Annotated in this window: 15 protein-coding genes; 2 read left to right on the top strand and 13 right to left on the bottom strand. The window is 72.5% G+C overall.

From position 1 onward, the window contains the following. The 3 genes from ACSMX9_RS19745 to ACSMX9_RS19755 form a co-directional block, all read right to left on the bottom strand. The gene (locus tag ACSMX9_RS19745; protein WP_366117860.1) at window positions 1-555 is read right to left on the bottom strand and encodes a peroxiredoxin; all 555 of its coding nucleotides are present in this window, start codon (window positions 553-555) and stop codon (window positions 1-3) included. Window positions 556-900: 345 nt separating this feature from the next. Beyond that, window positions 901-3,435, bottom strand: a complete 2,535-nt coding sequence (locus ACSMX9_RS19750; RefSeq protein ID WP_445395652.1) for an ABC transporter permease — start codon at window positions 3,433-3,435, stop codon at window positions 901-903. 106 nt (window positions 3,436-3,541) lie between these two features. Beyond that, window positions 3,542-4,312 (bottom strand): ABC transporter ATP-binding protein, encoded by a 771-nt coding sequence (locus ACSMX9_RS19755; protein ID WP_445395654.1) that lies wholly within the window; start codon window positions 4,310-4,312, stop codon window positions 3,542-3,544. A gap of 336 nt (window positions 4,313-4,648) precedes the next feature. On the opposite strand from ACSMX9_RS19755, the gene ACSMX9_RS19760 reads away from it, so the two are divergent. After that, window positions 4,649-5,632, top strand: a complete 984-nt coding sequence (locus ACSMX9_RS19760; RefSeq protein ID WP_445395656.1) for a hydrogen peroxide-inducible genes activator — start codon at window positions 4,649-4,651, stop codon at window positions 5,630-5,632. Window positions 5,633-5,718: 86 nt separating this feature from the next. Here ACSMX9_RS19760 and ACSMX9_RS19765 read toward each other — a convergent pair whose 3' ends face one another. The 5 genes from ACSMX9_RS19765 to ACSMX9_RS19785 all read right to left on the bottom strand — a co-directional run bounded on the left by ACSMX9_RS19765 (window position 5,719) and on the right by ACSMX9_RS19785 (window position 10,709). Beyond that, the gene (locus ACSMX9_RS19765) at window positions 5,719-8,109 is read right to left on the bottom strand and encodes an ABC transporter permease (RefSeq protein ID WP_445395658.1); all 2,391 of its coding nucleotides are present in this window, start codon (window positions 8,107-8,109) and stop codon (window positions 5,719-5,721) included. Beyond that, complete coding sequence (locus tag ACSMX9_RS19770) at window positions 8,106-8,792, bottom strand: ABC transporter ATP-binding protein (RefSeq protein ID WP_445395660.1); 687 nt, start codon at window positions 8,790-8,792, stop codon at window positions 8,106-8,108. The genes ACSMX9_RS19765 and ACSMX9_RS19770 overlap by 4 nt, the downstream gene beginning before the upstream one ends. Continuing rightward, entirely contained in the window at window positions 8,789-9,313 is a 525-nt protein-coding gene (locus tag ACSMX9_RS19775) for a PadR family transcriptional regulator (protein WP_351240689.1), read from the bottom strand. The genes ACSMX9_RS19770 and ACSMX9_RS19775 overlap by 4 nt, the downstream gene beginning before the upstream one ends. A gap of 131 nt (window positions 9,314-9,444) precedes the next feature. Next, a complete protein-coding gene (locus ACSMX9_RS19780) occupies window positions 9,445-9,768 on the bottom strand; it encodes a hypothetical protein (protein ID WP_445395662.1) in 324 nt (107 codons plus the stop codon). Further along, window positions 9,765-10,709 carry an SPFH domain-containing protein gene (locus ACSMX9_RS19785; RefSeq protein ID WP_445395664.1) on the bottom strand — a complete coding sequence of 315 codons (945 nt, stop codon included), beginning with the start codon at window positions 10,707-10,709 and terminating at the stop codon, window positions 9,765-9,767. Before ACSMX9_RS19785 ends, ACSMX9_RS19780 begins: the two co-directional genes overlap by 4 nt. Before the next feature lie 253 nt (window positions 10,710-10,962). On the opposite strand from ACSMX9_RS19785, the gene ACSMX9_RS19790 reads away from it, so the two are divergent. Next, the gene (locus ACSMX9_RS19790) at window positions 10,963-13,320 is read left to right on the top strand and encodes a transglycosylase domain-containing protein (protein WP_445395666.1); all 2,358 of its coding nucleotides are present in this window, start codon (window positions 10,963-10,965) and stop codon (window positions 13,318-13,320) included. 59 nt (window positions 13,321-13,379) lie between these two features. On the opposite strand, the gene ACSMX9_RS19795 is transcribed toward ACSMX9_RS19790, so the two are convergent. The 5 genes from ACSMX9_RS19795 to ACSMX9_RS19815 all read right to left on the bottom strand — a co-directional run bounded on the left by ACSMX9_RS19795 (window position 13,380) and on the right by ACSMX9_RS19815 (window position 20,368). Further along, window positions 13,380-14,843, bottom strand: coding sequence for a catalase (locus ACSMX9_RS19795; RefSeq protein WP_445395668.1), 1,464 nt, complete (start codon window positions 14,841-14,843; stop codon window positions 13,380-13,382). 152 nt (window positions 14,844-14,995) lie between these two features. Then, complete coding sequence (locus tag ACSMX9_RS19800) at window positions 14,996-17,215, bottom strand: SpoIIE family protein phosphatase (RefSeq protein ID WP_445395670.1); 2,220 nt, start codon at window positions 17,213-17,215, stop codon at window positions 14,996-14,998. 89 nt (window positions 17,216-17,304) lie between these two features. After that, complete coding sequence (locus tag ACSMX9_RS19805) at window positions 17,305-17,997, bottom strand: class I SAM-dependent DNA methyltransferase (RefSeq protein ID WP_445395672.1); 693 nt, start codon at window positions 17,995-17,997, stop codon at window positions 17,305-17,307. Between the two features lie 117 nt (window positions 17,998-18,114). Beyond that, entirely contained in the window at window positions 18,115-18,783 is a 669-nt protein-coding gene (gene fomD / locus ACSMX9_RS19810) for a cytidylyl-2-hydroxypropylphosphonate hydrolase (RefSeq protein ID WP_351240701.1), read from the bottom strand. Between the two features lie 145 nt (window positions 18,784-18,928). Next, window positions 18,929-20,368, bottom strand: coding sequence for a class II fumarate hydratase (locus ACSMX9_RS19815; RefSeq protein WP_445395674.1), 1,440 nt, complete (start codon window positions 20,366-20,368; stop codon window positions 18,929-18,931). Window positions 20,369-20,407: the final 39 nt, after the last annotated feature.

A 20,407-nucleotide genomic window follows, 5' to 3' on the forward strand; every position in this document is an offset into this window, starting at 1 on the left:
TCACTCACCGGCCAGGAGCTGGACCGGGTCGAGGGTGTTCTCGCCCTTGTTCCAGTTGCACGGGCAGAGCTCGTCCGTCTGGAGGGCGTCGAGGACCCGCAGGACCTCCTTGGGGTTCCGGCCCACGGAACCCGCGGTCACCATGGTGAACTGGATCTCGTTGTTCGGGTCGACGATGAACACCGCGCGCTGGGCGAAGCCGTCCTCGCCCTGGACGCCGCAGTCCTTCATCAGCTCGTGCTTGGAGTCGGCCAGCATCGGGAAGGGCAGGTCACGCAGGTCGGCGTGGTCCTTGCGCCAGGCGTGGTGCACGAACTCGGAGTCGCCGGAGACGCCGAGGACCTGCGCGTCGCGGTCGGCGAACTCGTCGTTCAGCTTGCCGAACGCGGCGATCTCGGTCGGGCAGACGAAGGTGAAGTCCTTCGGCCAGAAGAACACCACGCGCCACTTGCCCTCGTAGGACTTGTGGTCGACCTGGGCGAACTCCTTGCCGCTCTCCAGCGAGACGCAGGCGGTCAGGTCGTAGGTGGGGAACTGGTCACCGACAGTGAGCACGGTGCTACTCCATGGTGCTGAGAGGGTTGGACGAGTGCACCCTGTCACACGGCGCGACCCCCGGTGAAATCGATCAGTGCGGTCAATGTGATCCGGTTGCCCGATCAATGCGCTCGGGTGGTGCATCTGGGGGAACGGCCTGTTCAGGGGCGGTCCGGAAGTGTTCGAACACTGGCTGGATCGGTCAGGATCGGTCGGTGAACGAGACGGGCGTGGCGGAAGGGGCACGGCGCGCGGTCGGTAGGGCGGGCGGCGCCGGACCCGGTTGCCCGAGGGCCGGCCGGGGCGGGTACCTCGGCCTCTCCGACTCCGTTCCTGGCCCCTCCGTCGCCCCCCGGGCCCGGGCTACTCCGTCTTGACGGCCGTGAGCACGTCGAGTCCGGCGGCGCTGCGGGCGGGCCACAGGGCGGCGAGGACGCCCACCGCTCCGGCCAGCAGCAGGAAGAGTCCGATCCGGTCCCAGGGGAGGGTCAACGCGTAGTCGGGGATGTTGTTCCTGAACGTCTCGCCGATGGCCCAGCCGAGGAAGGTGCCCAGCACGATTCCGACGGCCGCGCCGAACACGGAGATCACGAGGGCCTCCAGCCGGATCATCCGTGTGACCCCGCGGCGGTCCAGGCCGACGGCCCGCAGCATGCCGATCTCCTGCTGACGTTCGAACACGGACATGGCCAGGGTGTTGACGACGCCGAGGACCGCGATGACCAAGGCCATGCCCAGCAGTCCGTACATGATGTACAGCATGGTGTTGATCATGCCGCCGAGCTTGGTGCGGATGTCCTGCTTGTCGGAGACGGTGATGCCGGGATCGTTGCCGAGGGCGTCGATCAGGACCTGCTCGTTGGCGGGGGTCGCGCCGCCGTCCATCGTGACCCAGACCTCTCGGATGTCGGGCTTCTCCTCGTAGGGGGCGAGCATCTCGCGGGGCAGGACGACCCCGGAGACGAACTCGTTGTCCTCGACGACCGCTCCGACCGTCAGCTGTTTCGTGTCCTTCTGCCCCCTTCCCTCGAAGGTGACGGCGAGCGTGTCGCCCGTCTGCCAGCCGTTCTCGTCGGCGCTGGTGCGCGTGAGCGCGATCCGGCCCCGGCCGAGGGCGTCGAGGGAGCCGGAGACGACCGGCAGGTCGAGCACCCGGTGCACGTCGTCGGCGGAGACGCCGGAGACGGTGCGCACCTCGCCCTCGATCCGCAGCTCCGCCGCCTGCTGCGGGGAGAGCGCGGCGACGCCCTCGGTCCGCTCCAACGCGGTCAGCACCGACTCGTCCACCGGGTTGCCGCTGGCCGTGGCCACCGCGTAGTGGCCCAGGACGTTGTCGGTCGTCGCCCGTTCGATGGACGCGCCGAGGGTGGCGCCGATCACGGTCAGGCCGGTGATCAGGGTCAGGCCGATGGCGAGCGCCGAGGCGGTGGCCCCGGTGCGGCGCGGGTTGCGGACGGCGTTCCGTCCGGCGAGCTCTCCGGCCACCCCGAAACCGCCCCGGAGCAGGGGACGGACCAGTGCGACCACCGGCCGCGCCAGCTGCGGGATCAGCACGATGACGCCGATCAGGGCCAGGAACGCGCCCACCGCGATGGCCGTCCGCCCGTCGTCGCCGTCCTCGAAGGAGGCGCCGGTGGCGATCGCCGCGGCGCCGGCCGCGGTGAGGGCGGCACCGGTGAGCGTGCGGACCAGCAGGGACCCGCTGGTCGCCGGCGCGTGGACGCTGCTCATGGCGGCGACCGGCGGGATCTTCGCGGCGCGGCGGGCGGGTAGCCAGGCGGTGAGGACGGTGACGGCGATGCCGACGCCGAGTGCGGCGAGGACTGCGGTGGGGGAGATCACCAGGGGGCCGGCGGGGATCTTGACGCCCCAGGAGTCCATCGCGGTGCGCAGCCCGGTGGCGAGGCCGAGGCCGACGCCGAAGCCGATGGCGGAGGCCAGGGCGCCGACGAAGAGGGCCTCCAGGATGATGGACCGCTTGACCTGGCGGCGGGAGGCGCCCACGGCCCGCATCAGGGCCAGTTCCCGGGTGCGCTGGGCGACCAGCATGGTGAAGGTGTTGGCGATCAGGAAGATGCCGACGAAGAGCGCGATCCCGGCGAAGGCCAGCAGCACCGTGTTCAGACCCTCCACGCTGGACTCGATCGCTTCGGCTTCCCGGTCCGCCCATTCGCCGGCGGTCCTGGCGATCGCCTCCTCGGGCAGCAGCGGCCTGACCCCCTCCAGGACCTGCTGGGCCGTGGTCGTCGGGTGGGCCGCCACGGTGACGTGGTGGTAGTGGCCGGGGCGCAGGTACTGCCGCTGGGCCACGGCGGTGTCGAACAGGACGAGGCTGCCGCCCGCGTTGACCGCGCCGTCCTCGGTGGTGAAGATCCCCGCGAGGGAGAACTCGCGCACCGGTCCGTCGGTGGAGACGCGCACGGTGTCGCCGACCCGGTAGTCGCCCCGGTCCGCGGTGGCCTTGTCGAGGGCGATCCGGTCGGCCGTCAGCGGGCCGGTCCCCTCGACGAAGTCGTAGGCGGCGTCCTCGCCGTGCTCGTCGGGGGCGAAGTTGCCGCCCTTGTTGGACCAGCCCACCCCGATGAGCTTGCCGTCCTGGTCGGCGACCCCGGCGAAGCCGGAGACCCGGCCGGTGACCCCGGCGACCCCGTCCAGGCCCTCGATCCGCTTCAGTGCGGACGCCGGTATGCCGACCTCCCGACCGTCCTTGACGGGAGCCTCGACGGCGACGGCGATGTTGTCGTAGCTCTTGGCGGATTGGTTGCGGAAGGCGTTGCCGAGGGTGTCGGTGAAGACCAGGGTGCCGGAGACGAAGGCGACGCCGAGCATGACGGCGAGTACGGTCATCAGCAGCCTGGCCTTGTGCGCGAGGACGTTGCGCAAGGCGGTACGGAGCATGGGTGTGGTGTCCTGGGGTGTGGGCCGGGTGGCGGTGGTGTGGTGGGGGTGGTGGCCGGGCTGCGGGGGCGGGCCGTGGGGGTGGGCCGTGGGGTGGCTGGTGGGGTCAGCTGGTGCGGCCCTTGGCGTCGAAGGCCTTCATCCGGTCCAGTACGGCGTCGGCGGTGGGGGTGTGGAGTTCGTCGACGATGTGTCCGTCGGCGAGGAAGATGACGCGGTCTGCGTAGGAGGCGGCGACGGGGTCGTGGGTGACCATGACGACGGTTTGGCCGAGTTCGCGGACGGAGTTGCGGAGGAAGCCGAGGACTTCGGCGCCGGAGCGGGAGTCGAGGTTGCCGGTGGGTTCGTCGCCGAAGATGATGTCGGGGCGGGAGGCGAGGGCGCGGGCGACGGCGACGCGTTGTTGTTGGCCGCCGGAGAGTTGGGTGGGGCGGTGGCCGAGTCGGGCCCGGAGTCCGATCATGTCGATCACGGTGTCGAGCCACTGTCGGTCGGGCTTGCGGCCGGCGATGTCCATGGGGAGGGTGATGTTCTCCAGGGCGGTCAGGGTCGGCAGTAGGTTGAACGCCTGGAAGATGAAGCCGATCTTGTCGCGGCGGAGCTGGGTGAGCTGCTTGTCCTTGAGGCTGCCCAGCTCGGTCTCGCCGATCGTGACGGAGCCGCCGGTGAAGGTGTCGAGGCCGGCGACGCAGTGCATCAGCGTCGACTTGCCGGAGCCCGAGGGGCCCATGATCGCGGTGAACCGGGCCTGGTGGAAATCGACGCTGACCCGGTCCAACGCGACCACCTTGGTCTCGTCCTGGCCGTAAACCTTGCTGAGCTCGGTGGCACGCGCGGCCACGCCGGTGGCCCGGTCGGCGATGGAGTAGGTGGTCACGGGAGGAGGCTCCTGTCGGGATCGGCGGGGGATGCCTCCATCGTGGTCGTCCTCGCGCCGCCCGTGGTCAGCCGCAGTTCCCGTCCTGTGGGTGCCCATCGACAGGGGTCGCACGACCCTCCGTCATACCTGAGGCTGACACCGCCCGGCCCCGCGGCGGCCCCCTCGTGGGGCCGAACGGTCGGCAAGGTGATCGGGTTGGCCGATCAATGCGCTCGGGTGGTACATCTGGGGGAACGGCCTGTTCACGGGCGGTCCGGGAGGGTGCGAACACCGGCTGGACCCGCTCGGGACCGGTCCGCGAACAGAGCAGGCGCGACAGGAGGAGCACGGCACGTGGCGGGCAGGACGGGCAGCACCGGACGCAGCACCCCGACGACCGGCCGGAACAGACAGCCCAGCCTCGCCCAACTCCGCGCCTTCGCCGCGGTGGCCGAGCACCTGCACTTCCGGGACGCCGCCGCGGCCATCGGCACCAGCCAGCCCGCCCTGTCCGGTGCGCTCTCCGCCCTGGAGGAGACCCTCGGCGTCCGGCTGGTCGAACGCACCACCCGCAAGGTGCTGCTCTCGCCCGCCGGGGAACGGCTCGCCGCCCGCACCCGGGCCGTGCTCGACGCGATGGGCGAGTTGCTGGAGGAGGCGGCCGCCGTCCGCGCCCCGTTCACCGGCACCCTGCGCCTCGGGGTGATCCCCACCGTCGCGCCCTACCTGCTGCCCGCCGTGCTGCGACTCGCCCATGACGCCTACCCGGAGCTGGACCTCCAGGTGCACGAGGAGCAGACCGCCTCGCTGCTCGACGGGCTCGCCGCCGGCCGGCTGGACCTGCTGCTGATCGCCGTTCCCCTGGGCGTCCCCCAGGTCACCGAACTCCCCCTCTTCGACGAGGACTTCGTCCTGGTCGCGCCGCGCGGCCACGAGCTGGGCGGTCGGGAGGGCATCCCCCGGGAGGTGCTGCGCGGGCTGGACCTGCTGCTGCTGGACGAGGGGCACTGCCTACGGGACCAGGCGCTGGACGTGTGCCGGGACGCCGGCCGCGAGGAGGGTCCGGTGTCGATGACCGCGGCCGGGCTGCCCACCCTGGTGCAACTGGTCGCCGGCGGACTCGGGGTGACCCTGCTGCCGCGGACCGCGGTGGCGGTGGAGACCGCGCGGGACGGTCGGCTGGTCACCGGCGGCTTCGCCGCCCCCGCACCCAGCCGGCGGATCGCCCTCGCCATGCGCACCGGCGCCGCCCGCTCGGCGGAGTACGCCGCCCTGGCGCGGGCGCTGCGCACCAGCCTCGCCGAACTTCCGGTGCGGCTGCTCGACGACCCCGAGTGACGGCGGGGGTCTACGACGATCGAGGACGACAAAGGGGGTGTTCCGGTCTCGGCCGGAACACCCCCCTTCCCCCCGCAGACGGGCCGCTACTCGGTGCGCAGCCCCTCCGGCCGCATCAGCCTCAGCAGTACCGGCATGGTCAGTGCCGTCACCAGCAGGACCACCAGGCCCGCCACTCCGGTCATCGCCCCGACCACCGCCCAGGGCACCGCGGGCGTCGTCTGCACCACGAACAGCAGCACGGTGCCCAACAGCAGGCCGACGCCGAGCGCCAGCACCAGGGCCAGGACCACCGGGATCGCCGTCTGCCACAGCACCGACCAGACCAGCGTGCGGCGCCGGGTGCCGAAGGCGACCAACGAGGCCAGCAGCTTCTTCCGCTCCCTGAGCCGTTCGACCTGCGAGACCAACAGGCTTGCCCCGATCAGCAGCAGCACGCAGGTCGCGCCGACGAACAGCCCCTTGCGGACGTCTGCGAACTGGTCGTTGACCGCCACGCCGTAGTGGTCCGACGTCTGGTGGAACGGGCTCAGGGCGGCCACCGTGGTGCGCACCCGGTCCCGGGCGTCCGGAACCCCCTCGTCCACTCCGACGAAGACCTGACCGCCCAGCTGCCGGGTCCGCTCCTCGGGGAAGGCGCCCGGGGTGGCGAGCAGGCCGTCCCGCTCGTACCCGACGGGGTCGGGCAGCGGCCGGGCGTCCTTCACCTCGGCGGGCAGCCGCCACCTCGTGTCCGCAGCCGCCGCTCCGGCGCCCCCCGCGTCGACGTACAGGGTGGCGTGGGGCTCGGCGTGCTTGCGGGGCGCGTTGCTGGCCTGGCGGTCGCTGAGCAACCGGAACACGTCCCCGTCCCGGCAGGAGGGCAGGTCGGCGACCTTGCGCAGGGTCGCGCAGTCACCCACGGCCAACTCCATCGGGTTCTCCCCGTCCGCGGCCGGGCGGGGGGTGACCAGGCCGGTGCCGATCGCGGAGGCGAACCGAACCCCGGGCAGGCCCGCCAGCGCCTCCCGCACCTCGGCGGGCGGGACCGAACGGGGCGTGCGCACGTCCATCTCGGCGCGCCGGAGGTCCTTCTCGGCGACCTGGACGTAGTCGTTGTCGACCCCGGCGAACAGCATCTGGAGGGCGACGGCACCGGCGACGGCGACCGCGACGCCGTTCATCGCCTGGGCGGCGGCCCCTCCGCTGAGCTGGAGCCGGCGGACGGCCAGCTGCCAGGACACCGGGCCGCCGCCGAGCCGGCCCACCACGGACTCCACGACCCAGGGCAGCAGCGAGGTGACTCCGAGGAGCAGCAGCACCGCGCCGCACACCACCACGTACGTGTTGAAGTAGTCGGCGGTGCCCTGCGCGATCAGCGGGGCGAGCAGCGCCACGCCACCGATCAGGGGCAGCAGTCGCCACAGCAGCCGCCGGCGCCGGGGCCGGGCCGTGCGCACCACGCCGAGCGGTTCGATGACCACGCCGCGCAGCGCCAGCAGGGTGACCGCGACCGAGGCGAGCGGCACGGCGAGGACGACCAGCGCGGCCAGCAGCGGGCCGGGGGCGAGGTCCTCGGGGAAGACGGACACCTGCTCGATGGTCATCACGTTCGCGAGCTGCCGGCCGAGGAAGAACATGACGGCCCCGACGGCCAGTCCCAGCAGGGAGCCGGCCACCGCTTCGCCGGCGGCGACCCGGCGGGTCATCCGGGCGTCCGCGCCGACCAGGCGGAGCGCGGCGAGCCTACGATCCCGGCGCTCGCCGCCGAAGCGGACCGAGGCGGCGACGAACACCGCCACGGGCATCAGCAGCACCACCAGGATGATGAGCACCAGCAGCATCAGGACCGGGTCGAGGGGGTCCGCCGTCGCCTGGGTGCCGAACCCGTCGATGCGCATGGCGTGACCCGCGCCCCCGTCGGTGTTGAGCCGGTCGTGGCCCGCGTAGAAGACCAGTTCGCCCGGGCCGGACAGCCCCTCCGTGCCCACGGTGGCGGTGATCTCGTAGGGGATGCGCCCGGGCAGCAGCTTGGTCCCGTCGGAGTCGAGCAGCTCGCGCAGCGCGGGCGAGACGGCCATCTCGCCGTGGGCGGGGAAGGCGTCCAGACCGGGCGGCAGCGGGGCCCGGGGGCCCTCCGGCTTGAGCAGTCGGCCGCGCACCTCCATGTCGCGGAAGGTGGTGTCGGCGGCCCTCACCAGCAGGGAGCGGTCGGTGGGGCGTCCGCCGTCCACGGCGTGGTTGAACTCCGAGCGCGCTTCGTTGCGGACGTCACGGCGGTCCATGGCGCCCGGGACGGAGGAGGCCAGCAGCAGCACGCTGACGCCCAGGCCGACGCCGACCGCGGTCAGCACCGTGCGGACCCATGCCTCCCGTCCGCCGGTGAGGGCGAACCGGACGCCCATCAGGAGGTCGCGCAGGGCGCTCCCGTTCGGGGCGGGCAGGGGGCTGTCGGTGGCGGCCCGCCGGTGTGCGGGCCGGGTGTCGGTGGCGGTCACGCTATCCGCTCCATGTCGCGTGACTTGCCGTCGCGGACGACGACCTCGCGGTCGGAGTAGGCGGCGACCCGGGCCTCGTGGGTGACCAGGACGACGGCGGCGTTGGTGGACCGGGCGGCCTCCGTCAGCAGCTCCATGACGCGCTCGCCGTTGTAGGAGTCGAGGGCGCCGGTGGGCTCGTCGGCGAAGAGCACCCGCGGGCCGGTGACCAGGGAGCGCGCGACGGCGACCCGCTGGCCCTGGCCGCCGGAGACCTCGCCGGGCCGCTGGTCGCGGACGTCGTCCACCTCCAGCCGGGCCAGCCACTCCAGCGCGGTGGCCTCGGCGGCCCTGCGCCCGGTGCCGGCCAGCCGCAGCGGCAGGGCCACGTTCTCCACGCAGGTCAGTTCCGGCACCAGCTGCCCGAACTGGAAGACGAAGCCGAACTCGGTGCGGCGCAGCGCGCTGCGCCCGGCGTCGGAGAGGGTGGTCAGCTCGTGGCCCCGGTACCGGATGGAGCCGGAGTCGGGGGTGACGATCCCGGCGAGGCAGTGCAGCAGGGTCGACTTGCCGGAGCCGGAGGGGCCCATCACGGCGACGACCTCGCCGGCGTGGATGGAGAAGTGGGCGCCGTCGAGGGCGGGGGTGGGACCGTACGCCTTGCGCAGGTCCGTGGCGACCAGCAGGGAGCCGGCGGGGGTCATGGACGCACCTCCTGGGCGAGCTTGTCGAGACGGGCGGCGGTGAGTTCCAGCCAGCGCAGGTCGGCTTCGAGGTGGAACAGGGCGTGGTCGCAGATGAGCTGGTCGGCGAGGTCGCCGCGCCGCTTGCGATCGGTGAGGGTGCGCATCATCCGCAGGTGTTCGGAGCGCTGGGTGTCGAGGATCTCGCTGGCGTCGCGTTCGGTGAGCAGCGCGAGGACGACCTTGGTGTAGAGGGTCGACTGGAGGTACGGCTCGGGCTTCTCGGGGGTGGCGAGCCAGCGCCGGACGTCGGTGACGCCGGCGTCGGTGATCGCGTACCGCTTGCGCTCGGGGCCGTCGCCCGCCTCTATCCCGTCGACCTCGACGAGGCCGTTCTTCAGGAGGCGGGACATGGTCGAGTAGACCTGCCCGTAGTGCAGCGGACGGTCGTGCCCGAACTTCTCGTCGAAGGCCCGCTTCAGGTCGTAGCCGTGGCGGGGGCCGGACTCCAGGAGTCCCAGCAGGGTGTGGCCGATGGACATGGCGAGAACTGTACACAGTGCGTATACACACGACGTATACCTGTGGTGTATAGCTGGCTGTGTGAGTGGTGTCCGTGCAGGTCAGGGCCGTTCATCACGGTTTAGTGACAGGGTCGGGCGGGAGGCGGGGGTCAGTTCTCGGGCCGCTCCCCGGGTGGTTGCGGGCCCCGTGGCGGACGCCCGCGGCGGGCGATCGGGCCGGCCGATCCGGGGAGCCGACCGGCGTCCCCGAGGGCCCGGCGCAACAGGAACTCGATCTGCGCGTTGGCGCTGCGCAGCTCCTCGCCGGCCCAGCGCGCCAGTGCGTCGTAGACCAGGGGGTCCAGCCGGAGCAGGACCTGCTTGCGGGCGGCGGCGGGCCGGCGCCGCGGGGCGCCGGAGGCGTCCGGCGCGCCCCCCGAGGGGGCGGCCCCGTGCTCGCCGCCCGCCGGGGGGCCCTGTGCGTCGGGGGTCACTGGTAGAGGGACCCCGTGTTCAGCACCGGCTGCGCGGCGCGTTCCCCGCACAGGACGACCAGCAGGTTGGACACCATGGCGGCCTTGCGCTCCTGGTCCAGTTCGACCAGGTCCTGCTCGGTGATCCGCCCGATCGCGTCCTCGACCATCCCCACCGCCCCGTCCACGATCAGCCGGCGGGCGGCGACGACCGCCCCGGCCTGCTGGCGCTGGAGCATCGCCGAGGCGATCTCCGGCGCGTAGGCGAGGTGGGTGAAGCGGGACTCGATGATCTGCACCCCCGCGGCCTCGACCCGGGCCCGCAGTTCGACGGCGAGCTTCTCGGTGATCTCCTCGGAGTTGCCGCGCAGCGAGAGCCCGTCCTCGTCGTGCGCGTCGTAGGGGTACTCGATGGCGATGTGCCGGACGGCCGCCTCGGTCTGGGTGGAGACGAACTCCAGGAAGTCGTCCACCTCGAACACGGCCTGCGCGGTGTCCTCGACCCGCCACACCACGACCGCGGCCAGTTCGACCGGGTTGCCGTAGGCGTCGTTGACCTTGAGCACCGCCGTCTCGTGGTTGCGGACCCGGGTGGAGACCTTCTCCCGGCTGGTCAACGGGTTGACCCAGCGCAGGCCGTCGGTGCGGATGGTGCCCCGGTACCGGCCGAAGAGCTGCACCACCCGGGCCTCGCCGGGGGCGACCGTGTTCAGCCCGCCCAGGGTGAACAGCGAGCCGACCACCGTCAGGACGCCGAGGGGCAGGAGCACGGCGAGGCCCGCGCCGCCGAGGAGGCCGGCCAGCACGATCAGCACCGTGCCCAGGGCGATGCCGAGCAGGCCGAGCGAGAGGGCGAGCCCGCCGCTGACGCTGTGCGCCGGGAACTCCGTCACCCGGGGTTCGGGCATCTCGGGCAGCTCGCCCGGGTCGGTCGGGCCGGTGCGGGTGTGCTCTTCGGGCATGGGTGACCCCCCGTTCGTCGATCCGGGCCGGTTCGGAGCCCGGAAGTTTCTAGCAAAGTGATATCACTTTAACGCGGGTGGCAACCATCCGACCTCTCCGACCGTCGACTTCCTAGGGGACGGGTGCTCATTGTCACGTCAGGAAATCGCCTGATCTGCCGGAATCTGTCACGAGGTGCGGTGTTAGCTTGCAGAGCCGACCGCGGACGCGCGGCAGGACACGAGAGACGAGAAGCGGAGCGAACGGGAACCCATGGGGCGAGCGGAGGAACGACGGGCCCGTCAGCGGGCCGCCGGGCGGCGCGCGCGGCGCGGGAACGCCGGCAAGACCCGTACCGGCATACGCCGGTTCTTCACCTGGCGGAAGCTGCTCGGGGCCGCCTTCGGCACCGTCCTGCTCGGCATGCTCGGCTTCGTGGGCCTCTACCTGTACGTGGACGTGCCCGAAGGCAACGCCGAGGCCGAGCTCCAGGGCAACGTCTTCAAGTACAGCGACGGATCCCCCCTCGCCCGCACCGGCTTCAACCGGGAGAAGGTGGACCTGGACCAGGTGCCGCTGGACGTCCAGCGCACCTTCGTCGCCATCGAGAACAAGTCCTTCTACTCGGACCGGGGCGTCGACCTGAAGGGCATGACCCGCGGCGTCCTCAACACCCTCGCCGGCAAGGGCAAGCAGGGCGGCTCGACGATCACCCAGCAGTACGTCAAGAACTACTACCTGACCCAGGACCAGACCGTCAGCCGCAAGCTCCAGGAACTGGTCATCTCCCTCAAGGTCGATCGTCAGAGCACCAAGGAGGAGATCCTCGCCGGCTACCTCAACACCAGCTACTTCGGACGCAACGCCTACGGCATCCAGGCCGCCGCCCAGGCGTACTACCGGGTGGACGCGAAGGACCTCACGGTCGCTCAGGGCGCCTACCTCGCCGCACTGCTCCAGGCCCCCAGCCAGTACGACTGGGCGGTGGCCGGACCGCGCGGCAAGAAGCTGGTCACCGACCGCTGGAACAAGTCCCTCAACAACATGGTCGAGAAGGGCTGGCTGGAGCAGGCCGAGCGGGAGGCCACCGAGTTCCCGGTGCCCAAGGCGCCGCGCCCCGCCCCCGGGCAGAAGGGCCAGGGCGGCTACCTGGTGGAGGCCGCCAAGCGCGAGCTGGAGCAGCAGTTCCGCAGCGAGGGCATGAGCCAGGCCGAGGCCGAGGCCCTGGTGCAGGCCGGCGGCTGGACGTTCACCCTGAACATCGACAAGAAGAAGCAGGAGCTGCTGGAGAAGGCGGTCAGGACCGAGGTCACCGACAAGCTCGATCCGAAGGAGCGCACCGTGGACGGCGACGTCCAGGTCGGTGCCGCCTCCGTCGACCCCGAGACGGGCGCCGTCCTCGCCATGTACGGCGGCGTCGACTACCTCAAGCACTACACCAACAACGCCACCCGGCGTGACTACCAGCCCGCCTCCACCTTCAAGCCGCTGATCTACGCCGCCGCCCTGGAGCGCGGCGCCACCACCCAGGACGACGAGGAGATATCCGCCGCCACGGTCTACGACGGCGACAGCAAGCGCCCGGTGGAGGGCAGCGACATCGCGTTCGCCCCGCCCAACGAGGACGACGTCGACTACGGCCCCGTCACCGTCCAGAAGGCCATGAACAAGTCCGTGAACTCGGTCTTCGCGCAGATGGGCGTCGACGTGGGCATGGACGCGGTGATGAGCACCGCCGGCTCCCTCGGCATGGACGTCGAGGGGCTTCAGCCGGTGCCCGCGCAGACCCTCGGCACCATGGGCGCGAGCCCGCTGGAGATGGCCGGGGTGTACGCCACCCTGGACAACCACGGCAAGCAGGTGCGGCCCGCCGTCCTGAAGTCGGCCACCCACAAGGACCGCACGGTCGACCTCCCGAACCCGATCGGCGGCCAGGTGGTCAAGCGCTCCACCGCCGACGCCGTCACCTCGGTGCTCACCGGAGTCGTCGACGACGGCACCGGCAGCGCCGTGCGCAACGCCGAACAGGACGTGGCCGGCAAGACCGGCACCTCCGACGAGAACCGCTCGGCCTGGTTCACCGGCTACACCCCCGACCTGGTGACCTCGGTCGGCCTGTTCGGCGAGGTCCCCAAGGACCGCACCGACGAGGACGGCAAGAAGCTCGCCAGCGGCGCGCAGACCACCCTCCAAGGCGCGGCCGGCGGCGGCCGGGTCAACGGCGGCGGCTTCCCGGCCCGGATCTGGGCGGCCTACACCTTCGCCGCCATGGGCGAGCCCTCCGAGTTCGACCTGGAGACCGACCAGGGCGCGGCCGTCTCCCCGCCCGTCGAGCCCAGCCCCTCGCAGTCCGCCCCCGAGCCGTCCGCCTCCGCCTCGCCCTCCGAGTCCGAGGAGCCGACGCAGGAGCCCACGACCGAGGAGCCCGAGGAGCCGACGCCGTCCACGAGCGCACCCGAGTCGCCGGAGCCCACCGAGGGCGAGAGCCCGCCGGCCACCGGCACCCAGAGCCCCGACCCGGGCGACGGCGGCGAGGAGCCCGGACCGGGGACCTCCACGCCGGCGACCCCGACGCCCTCGGGCAGCCAGAGCGAGGAACCCCCCGCCCTCGGCGCCCCCGACCCGGGCTGAGCGACCGCCGGCGCCCCCCGACCCGCCACGGGTCGGGGGGCGCCGGCGTGCGTCCCGGGTCAGCCGCCGTTGACGTTGGCGGCGATCCGGTCGCCGAGGTCCTTGTCGACGTTGCGCCAGTACTGCACCGCTCGGTCCAGGACCGGACGGCTCACCCCGGCCAGCAGGTGCCCGCTCACGTTGGACACCAGCCGGTCGCGCGCCGCGTCGTCGAGGACCTGCCGCACCAGGGTGCCCGCCTGCCCCCAGTCGTCGTCCTCGCGGTGCAGCGAGTACGCCTCGCGCACCATCTCGCCGGCCGCCTCCCAGCCGGCGACCTCCCCGAACCGCCCGGTGTCCGCCGCCGGCCCGCCGTACGAGTTCGGCGCGTACACCGCCGAGACGTTCGCCGGCTCGTACCGCATCGGTCCGTCCTTCGCGTACGAACCGAGCGGGGAGTGCGGCCGGTTCGGCGGCAGCTGGGCGTAGTTCGGCCCGATCCGGTACCGGTGCGTGTCCGGGTACGAGAACAGCCGGCCGAGCAGCATCTTGTCCGGCGACGGGCCGATGCCCGGCACCAGGTTCGACGGCTCGAACGCGGCCTGCTCGATGTGGACGAAGAAGTCCTCCGGATTGCGGTCCAGCGTCATCCGGCCCACCTCGACCAGCGGGTAGTCGCCGTGCGGCCACACCTTCGTCAGGTCGAACGGGTTGAACCGGTAGTCCGGGGCGTCCGCGAACGGCATCACCTGCACGTACATCGTCCACGACGGGGCCTCGCCCGCCTCGATGGCCTCGTACAGGTCGCGGCGGTGCAGATCCGCGTCGCTGCCCGCGAGCTCGTCGGCGTCCGCCTGGGTGAGGAAGTCGATGCCCTGGTCCGTCTTCAGGTGGTACTTGATCCAGAACCGCTCGCCGCCGCCGTTCACCCACAGGTAGGTGTGCGAGCCGTACCCGTTCATGAACCGGTACGACTTGGGGATGCCCCGGTCGCCCATCAGCCAGGTCACCTGGTGCGCGGACTCCGGGGAGAGGGTCCAGAAGTCCCACTGCATGTCGTTGTTGCGCAGCCCGGTGCGCGGATGCCGCTTCTGCGAGCGGATGAAGTCCTGGAACTTCTGCGCGTCGCGCACGAAGAAGACGGGCGTGTTGTTGCCGACCAGGTCGTAGTTGCCGTGGTCGGTGTAGAACTTCAACGCGAAGCCGCGCGGGTCGCGCCAGGTGTCGGGGGAGCCCTGCTCGCCCGCGACCGTGGAGAACCGGGCCAGCATCTCGGTGCGCCGCCCCGGCTGGAACAGGTCGGCCTTGGTGAACTGGCTGACGTCGTTGGTGACCTCGAAGAAGCCGTAGGCGCCGCTGCCCTTGGCGTGCACCACCCGCTCCGGGACCCGTTCCCGGTTGAACTGGGCCATCTTCTCGATCAGGTAGTGGTCCTGGAGCAGGACCGGCCCGTCGCGGCCGACGGTCAGGGAATGTTCGTCGCTCTCGACGGGGATGCCGGCGTTGTTCGTCGTGTACGGGGCGGGTTTCCGGGCCTCGGTCACGAGCGTCCTCCCATGCGTGAGGGTGCCGGGGGACACGGGGGGATGTCCCCCGGGGCGTGGCCTCGGGCCACCACGCCAGTCAACTCCGCCGACGGACGGTCGGCAACATTTGTCCGGTCGGTCGGGGCACCACCCCGACCGACCGGCGCACCCTACCCCGCGTGGTTGCGGTTCAGCTCGAACCACACCACCTTGCCGGTGCTCAGGCGGGTCGCACCCCAGCGCCGGGCCAGCTTGTTCACCAGGTACAGGCCCCGGCCGCCCTCGTCGGTGGCCCGCGCCTGCCGCAGCCGCGGCAACTGCGGCACGTCGTCACCGACCTCGCAGCGCAGCACGTCCGTGCGCAGCAGCCGCAGCGTCACCGGCCGCGAGGCGTAGCGCACCGCATTGGTCACGACCTCGCTGACCAGCAGCTCCACCGAATCGGTCAACTCCTCCAGGTCCCAGCGCCTGAGCGCCACCCGGGCCAGCCGGCGGGCCCGGCTCGGCGCCTTCTCGTCCGGTTCCAGGAACCAGTACGCGACGTCGCTGGGAGCGATCCCATCGAAGCGGGCGGCCAGCAGGGCGATGTCGTCGTCCCGGTCGCCGGGGCCCAACATGTCCAGGACCTCGTCGCACAGGGCCTCCAGCGGCGGCGGGTGGTCCGGCCCGGTGAGCTGCGCGGTGGCCTCCAACCGGGTGCGCAACTGCTCGATCCCGGCGACCACGTCCCGCAGCCGCGACTCGACCAGCCCGTCCGTGTACAGCAACAGGGTCGCCCCGGCCGGCGCGTCCAGCTCCACCGCCTCGAAGTCGACCCCGCCGACCCCGATCGGGGCACCGGCGGGCACCCGCAGGACCTCTGCCCGGCCGCCCAGGTGCAGCAGCACCGGCGGCGGATGGCCCGCGTTGGCGATGGTGATGCGGTGCGAGACCGGGTCGTACACCGCGTAGAGGCAGGTCGCCATCCGGTCGTGGCCGAGCCGTTGAGCCTGCTCGTCCAGGTGGTGCAGCACCTCCTGCGGCGGCAGGTCCAGCCCGGCCAGCGTCTGCGCGGTGGTCCGCAGCTGCCCCATGATCGCGGCGGAGGTCATCGAGTGGCCCATCACGTCGCCGACGACCAGGGCGACCCGACTGCCGGGCAACGGGATCGCGTCGTACCAGTCGCCGCCCACCCGTGCGGTCTCCGCCGCCGGCAGGTACCGGGAGGCGAGTCGCACCCCGGTCGCCTGCGGCAGGGTCTCCGGCAGCATGGTGCGCTGCAACTCGTCGGCGATGTACGCCTCCCGCCCGTACAGCACGGCCTTGTCGATGCCGAGCGCGCTGTGCGTGGCCAGCTGCGCCGCCACCAGCAGGTCCTCGCTGTCGAACGGCATCCGGTCGCGGTCCGGGCGGCGCAGGAAGATCGCCGCGCCGATCACCCGGCGCCGGCCGCGCAGCGGGGCGAGGATGGTGTGCCGCCCGCCCGGCACCGTCCGGCTCTGCCCGAGCAGCTCCGGCAGGGCGTCCACCGCGTCCTCGGCGAACACCGGCCGCACCCCGCGCAACACCTCCGCGAGCGCCCCGCCGGGCCGTACCGTGCACAGCTCCGTCGTCCCGGTGGCGTCCAGGTCGGCGGGGAGCGCGGCCAGCGGGCCCGCCGCCTCGACGTCCCGCTCGTCGGGGATGCGGTCGGCGCGCCGCAACCGCAGCACCACCGGCCCCATCGGCCGCTCGTCGCCGACCGGCAGCGGATCGCGCAGGTACACCAGGATCGCGTCCGAGAAGGTCGGCACGGTCGCCCGGCACAGCCCCATCACGATCTCGTCCAGGTCCAGGCCGCGGGCGATCCGCCGGGTGGCCGCACCCACGAACCGCAGTCGGTCGCCGTCCCGCCGCATGTGGGTCACCCCCGGCTGACCGGCGGCCGGCCCGGCACCCCGGCGCTCGACACCGCCGGGCGGACCGGGAGGGCCCGGGGACGGGTCGGCCGACTCGTCCTGACGCGTCCCGCTCCCGCCGTGTTCCGTGGGGCCCTCCGTGGTGCTGCGGGTGTCGCCGCGCGGCTCGTCCTCGCCCTCCGGCGCGTCGGTGCGGCCGTCGTGGCCCCCGGTGCCGCCGGGCGGGGCGGGCACCCCGGTCGGCGCCGGACGGGCGCGGTGCCCGGGCTGGCCGGTCGCCCCGCCGGGTTCCGGCTGTGCGTGCTCGGCGCCCGGCGGGGCGTCGGAGCCGCGGGCCCCGCCGGGGCGGGGCTGGGACGGCATCGCGTTCGCCGTCCCCGGACCGCCGGCCGGAGTGGCGGCCTCCGGGGAGGTCTGGGCGCGCAGCAGCGCCCCGCGGGGATCCGCGGGGGCCGTGGGAGGGCCGGCCGTGCCGTACTGGCGGCCCTCAGGGGGGAGGGAGTGCTCCGTCACGCGTGTCGAATCCGTCCGTCCGGGGCTGCGCGCCCCGCGGTCGGCCGGTCACCCGCAGGTGCCGGACCCGGCCGCGCGGCACACGGTGATCAGGTGCGTCGGCAGTTGAGGAACAGTTGGTGCTCGGGTGGTGCGTCGGCCCTCGCGGGCGCGTACGAGTGCAGGTCCTCGGCGAGGATCTCGAATCCGGCCTCCCTGACCACCTGCGACAACTCCTCCCGCAGATAGCCGGAGACCCGGATGAAGTGGCTCATGAACGGGATCTCCGCGTCGTCCAGGTCGGCCTCCACCATGGACAGGGCCAGGGCCCCGCCCGGCTTCAGCAGCTGGTGGAACTGCCGCAACGCATAGGGTATTTCGGAACGGGGCAGCATCAACAGTGTGAAGAAGCAGGTGATCCCGTCGAAGTGGCCGAGCCCCTCGGGCCCGCCCACCCGCAGCGTGGCCAGATCCCGCTGGTGGAATTCCGCTTCCGGAACGTTGACGCGGGCGAGTTCCAGCATCCCCTCGGAGAGGTCGACGCCGACCACGCGGTGTCCGGCGGCCACCAACTGACGGGCCGTGGGCACTCCGGTGCCGCAGCCCACGTCCAGCACCCGGGCCTTCGGCGGGAGCTCCGCCAACAGCCGGGTCACGGCGGTGACCTGACCCTCCTTGTGGGGGAACGCCTCGTCGTACCGCCCGCCGATGGCGTCGAACGCCTCCGCCTGACCCGTGCGGTCGGAGATGCCCCCGCCGTCCGGGCCGCGGTAGGCCGCGTACGCCTCGTCCCAGTCGCTCACCCTGTGGCCACCCCTCGATGACATCCTGTCAGACCTCGCACGAGCACCAGGAGTTGCCGTGGTGCGCACTTGCGGAGGACGATCCTACGGTTGACCCATGGGGGCGTATCAAGGGCCTCATGAGGACACATGCGCGGACGTGCGGTCCCAGTCGTCCGGCAAGACCGGAATCGGCCATGCCGGATCAGGGCGCCATGCGGGCCAGCCGTCCGAGAACGGTGCCCCCCACATCCTGATGGCCTCGACCGCCGCCGCGCCCGCCTCCCGTACTCGACGCGCCTGCCGCGGGCCCATCAGCCCGGCCCGCTGGGCCTGCGCGAACTCGTCCTCGTCGTGCCACTGCCAGCTGCGGTCCGGGTGGACCGAGATGTCCAGGAAGTGGTCCTCCGAGTCCACCCCGCCGTCCCACCTGTGTCGTGGCTCCTCCAGGTTCACGTACCAGTTCTTGAAGCGCCAGTCGGGGTGCCAGAACAACCACACCGACCAGGGCTCGCCGGGGCGGGCCAGCTTCAGCACGCCCGTGCCCGTCCAGTGGTCCCGCAGGGCGGTGCGGGGCTTGGTGTAGCGGGTCGCCAGCGGCTCCGCGTGCGGAGGGGTGCCGTCTGCGAGGACCGGGCGGACGCACTCGGTGCCCGGGGCCATCCAGACGGCGAGCACCTCGGGGTCGTCCCGCACCACGGTCACCGGGCGGCAGACGTGGAAGCCCGGGCCGTCCACCGCCCGGTACCGCCACAGGATCTGGTCGCCCGCCGCCCACGGCACGCGCACTCCGTTCTCGCCCGTCATGCCCAGATAGTAGGTTCCCGGGCCCGGCGACGCGCCGAATACGTCATCCCGGTGGGCTACGGGCGGCGGAGGTCACGCGTGTGAGGGACCCGGGACGGCGCGTTCCGCTCCGCCCGGGGCGCACGGGACCCGCCGGGCGCTGGGGTCAGGGACGGGTCATCCGCAGCACGTCCAGCGCGGCGTCCAACTCCGCCAGGCTGAGCAGCCCCCGGTCCACGTACCCGGCGTCCAGGACCACCTCGCGGATGGTCCGGCGCTCGGCGAGCGCCCGCTTGGCGACCTTCGCGGCCTCCTCGTACCCCAGGTACTTGTTGAGCGGGGTCACCACCGAGGGGGAGGACTCCGCGTACTCCAGGGCGCGCTCCCGGTTGGCGGTGACGCCGTCCACGGTGCGGTCGGCGAGCAGCCGGGAGGCGTTGGCCAGCAGCCGCACCGACTCCAGCACGTTCTTGCCGATCACCGGCAGCATCACGTTCAGCTCGAAGTTGCCCGCGGCGCCCGCCACCGTGATCGTGGTGTCGTTCCCGACGACCTGCGCGGCGACCATCAGCACCGCCTCCGGGACCACCGGGTTCACCTTGCCCGGCATGATCGACGAGCCGGGCTGGAGGTCGGGCAGGTTGATCTCCGCGAGCCCGGTGCGCGGCCCGCTCGCCATCCACCGCAGATCGTTGGCGATCTTCGTGAGGCCCACCGCGACCGTCTTCAGCTGCCCGCTGGTCTCGACGATCCCGTCCCGCGCGCCCTGCGCCTCGAAGTGGTCGCGCGCCTCGGTCAGCGGCAGCCCGGTGGCGGCGGCGACCTCGGCGATCACGGCCGCCGAGAACCCGGGCGGGGTGTTGATCCCGGTGCCCACCGCGGTGCCCCCCAGCGGCAGCTCGGCCAGCCGCGGCAGCGAGGCCCGCAGCCGCTCCACCCCGTACCGGACCTGCGCCGCGTACCCCGCGAACTCCTGGCCGAGGGTGACCGGGGTGGCGTCCATCAGATGGGTGCGTCCGGACTTCACCACGTCCGCGAACTCCGTCGCCTTGCGCTCCAGCGCGGCGGCCAGGTGCTCCAGCGCCGGGACCAGGTCCCGGGTGACGGCCGCGGTCGCCGCGATGTGGATGGACGAGGGGAACACGTCGTTGGACGACTGGGAGGCGTTCACGTGGTCGTTGGGGTGCACCGGCCGCCCCAGCCGCTCGCTCGCCAGGGTCGCCAGCACCTCGTTGGCGTTCATGTTGGACGAGGTGCCGGACCCGGTCTGGAACACGTCCACCGGGAAGTGCTCGTCCCAGCGACCCGCCGCCACCTCCTCGGCCGCCGCCGCGATCGCCCCGGCCACGTCCCGCTCCACCACGCCCAGCTCGGCGTTCACCTTCGCGGCGGCACCCTTGATCCGGGCCAGCGCCTCGATGTGGGCGCGCTCCAGGCGCTGCCCCGAGACGGGGAAGTTCTCCACCGCCCGCTGGGTCTGGGCCCGCCACTTCGCGTGCGCGGGCACCCGTACCTCGCCCATCGAGTCGTGCTCCACCCGGTAGCCGCCGGCGGCGGGGTCGGGGGAGGGGGTGCCGTTCGCGGTGTCCTCGTGCGCGGTCGCCATCTCGTCGTGCCTCCAGAACGGATCGGTCAGCGGATGCGG

The sequence above is a fragment of the Streptomyces sp. LE64 genome (assembly GCF_052606915.1).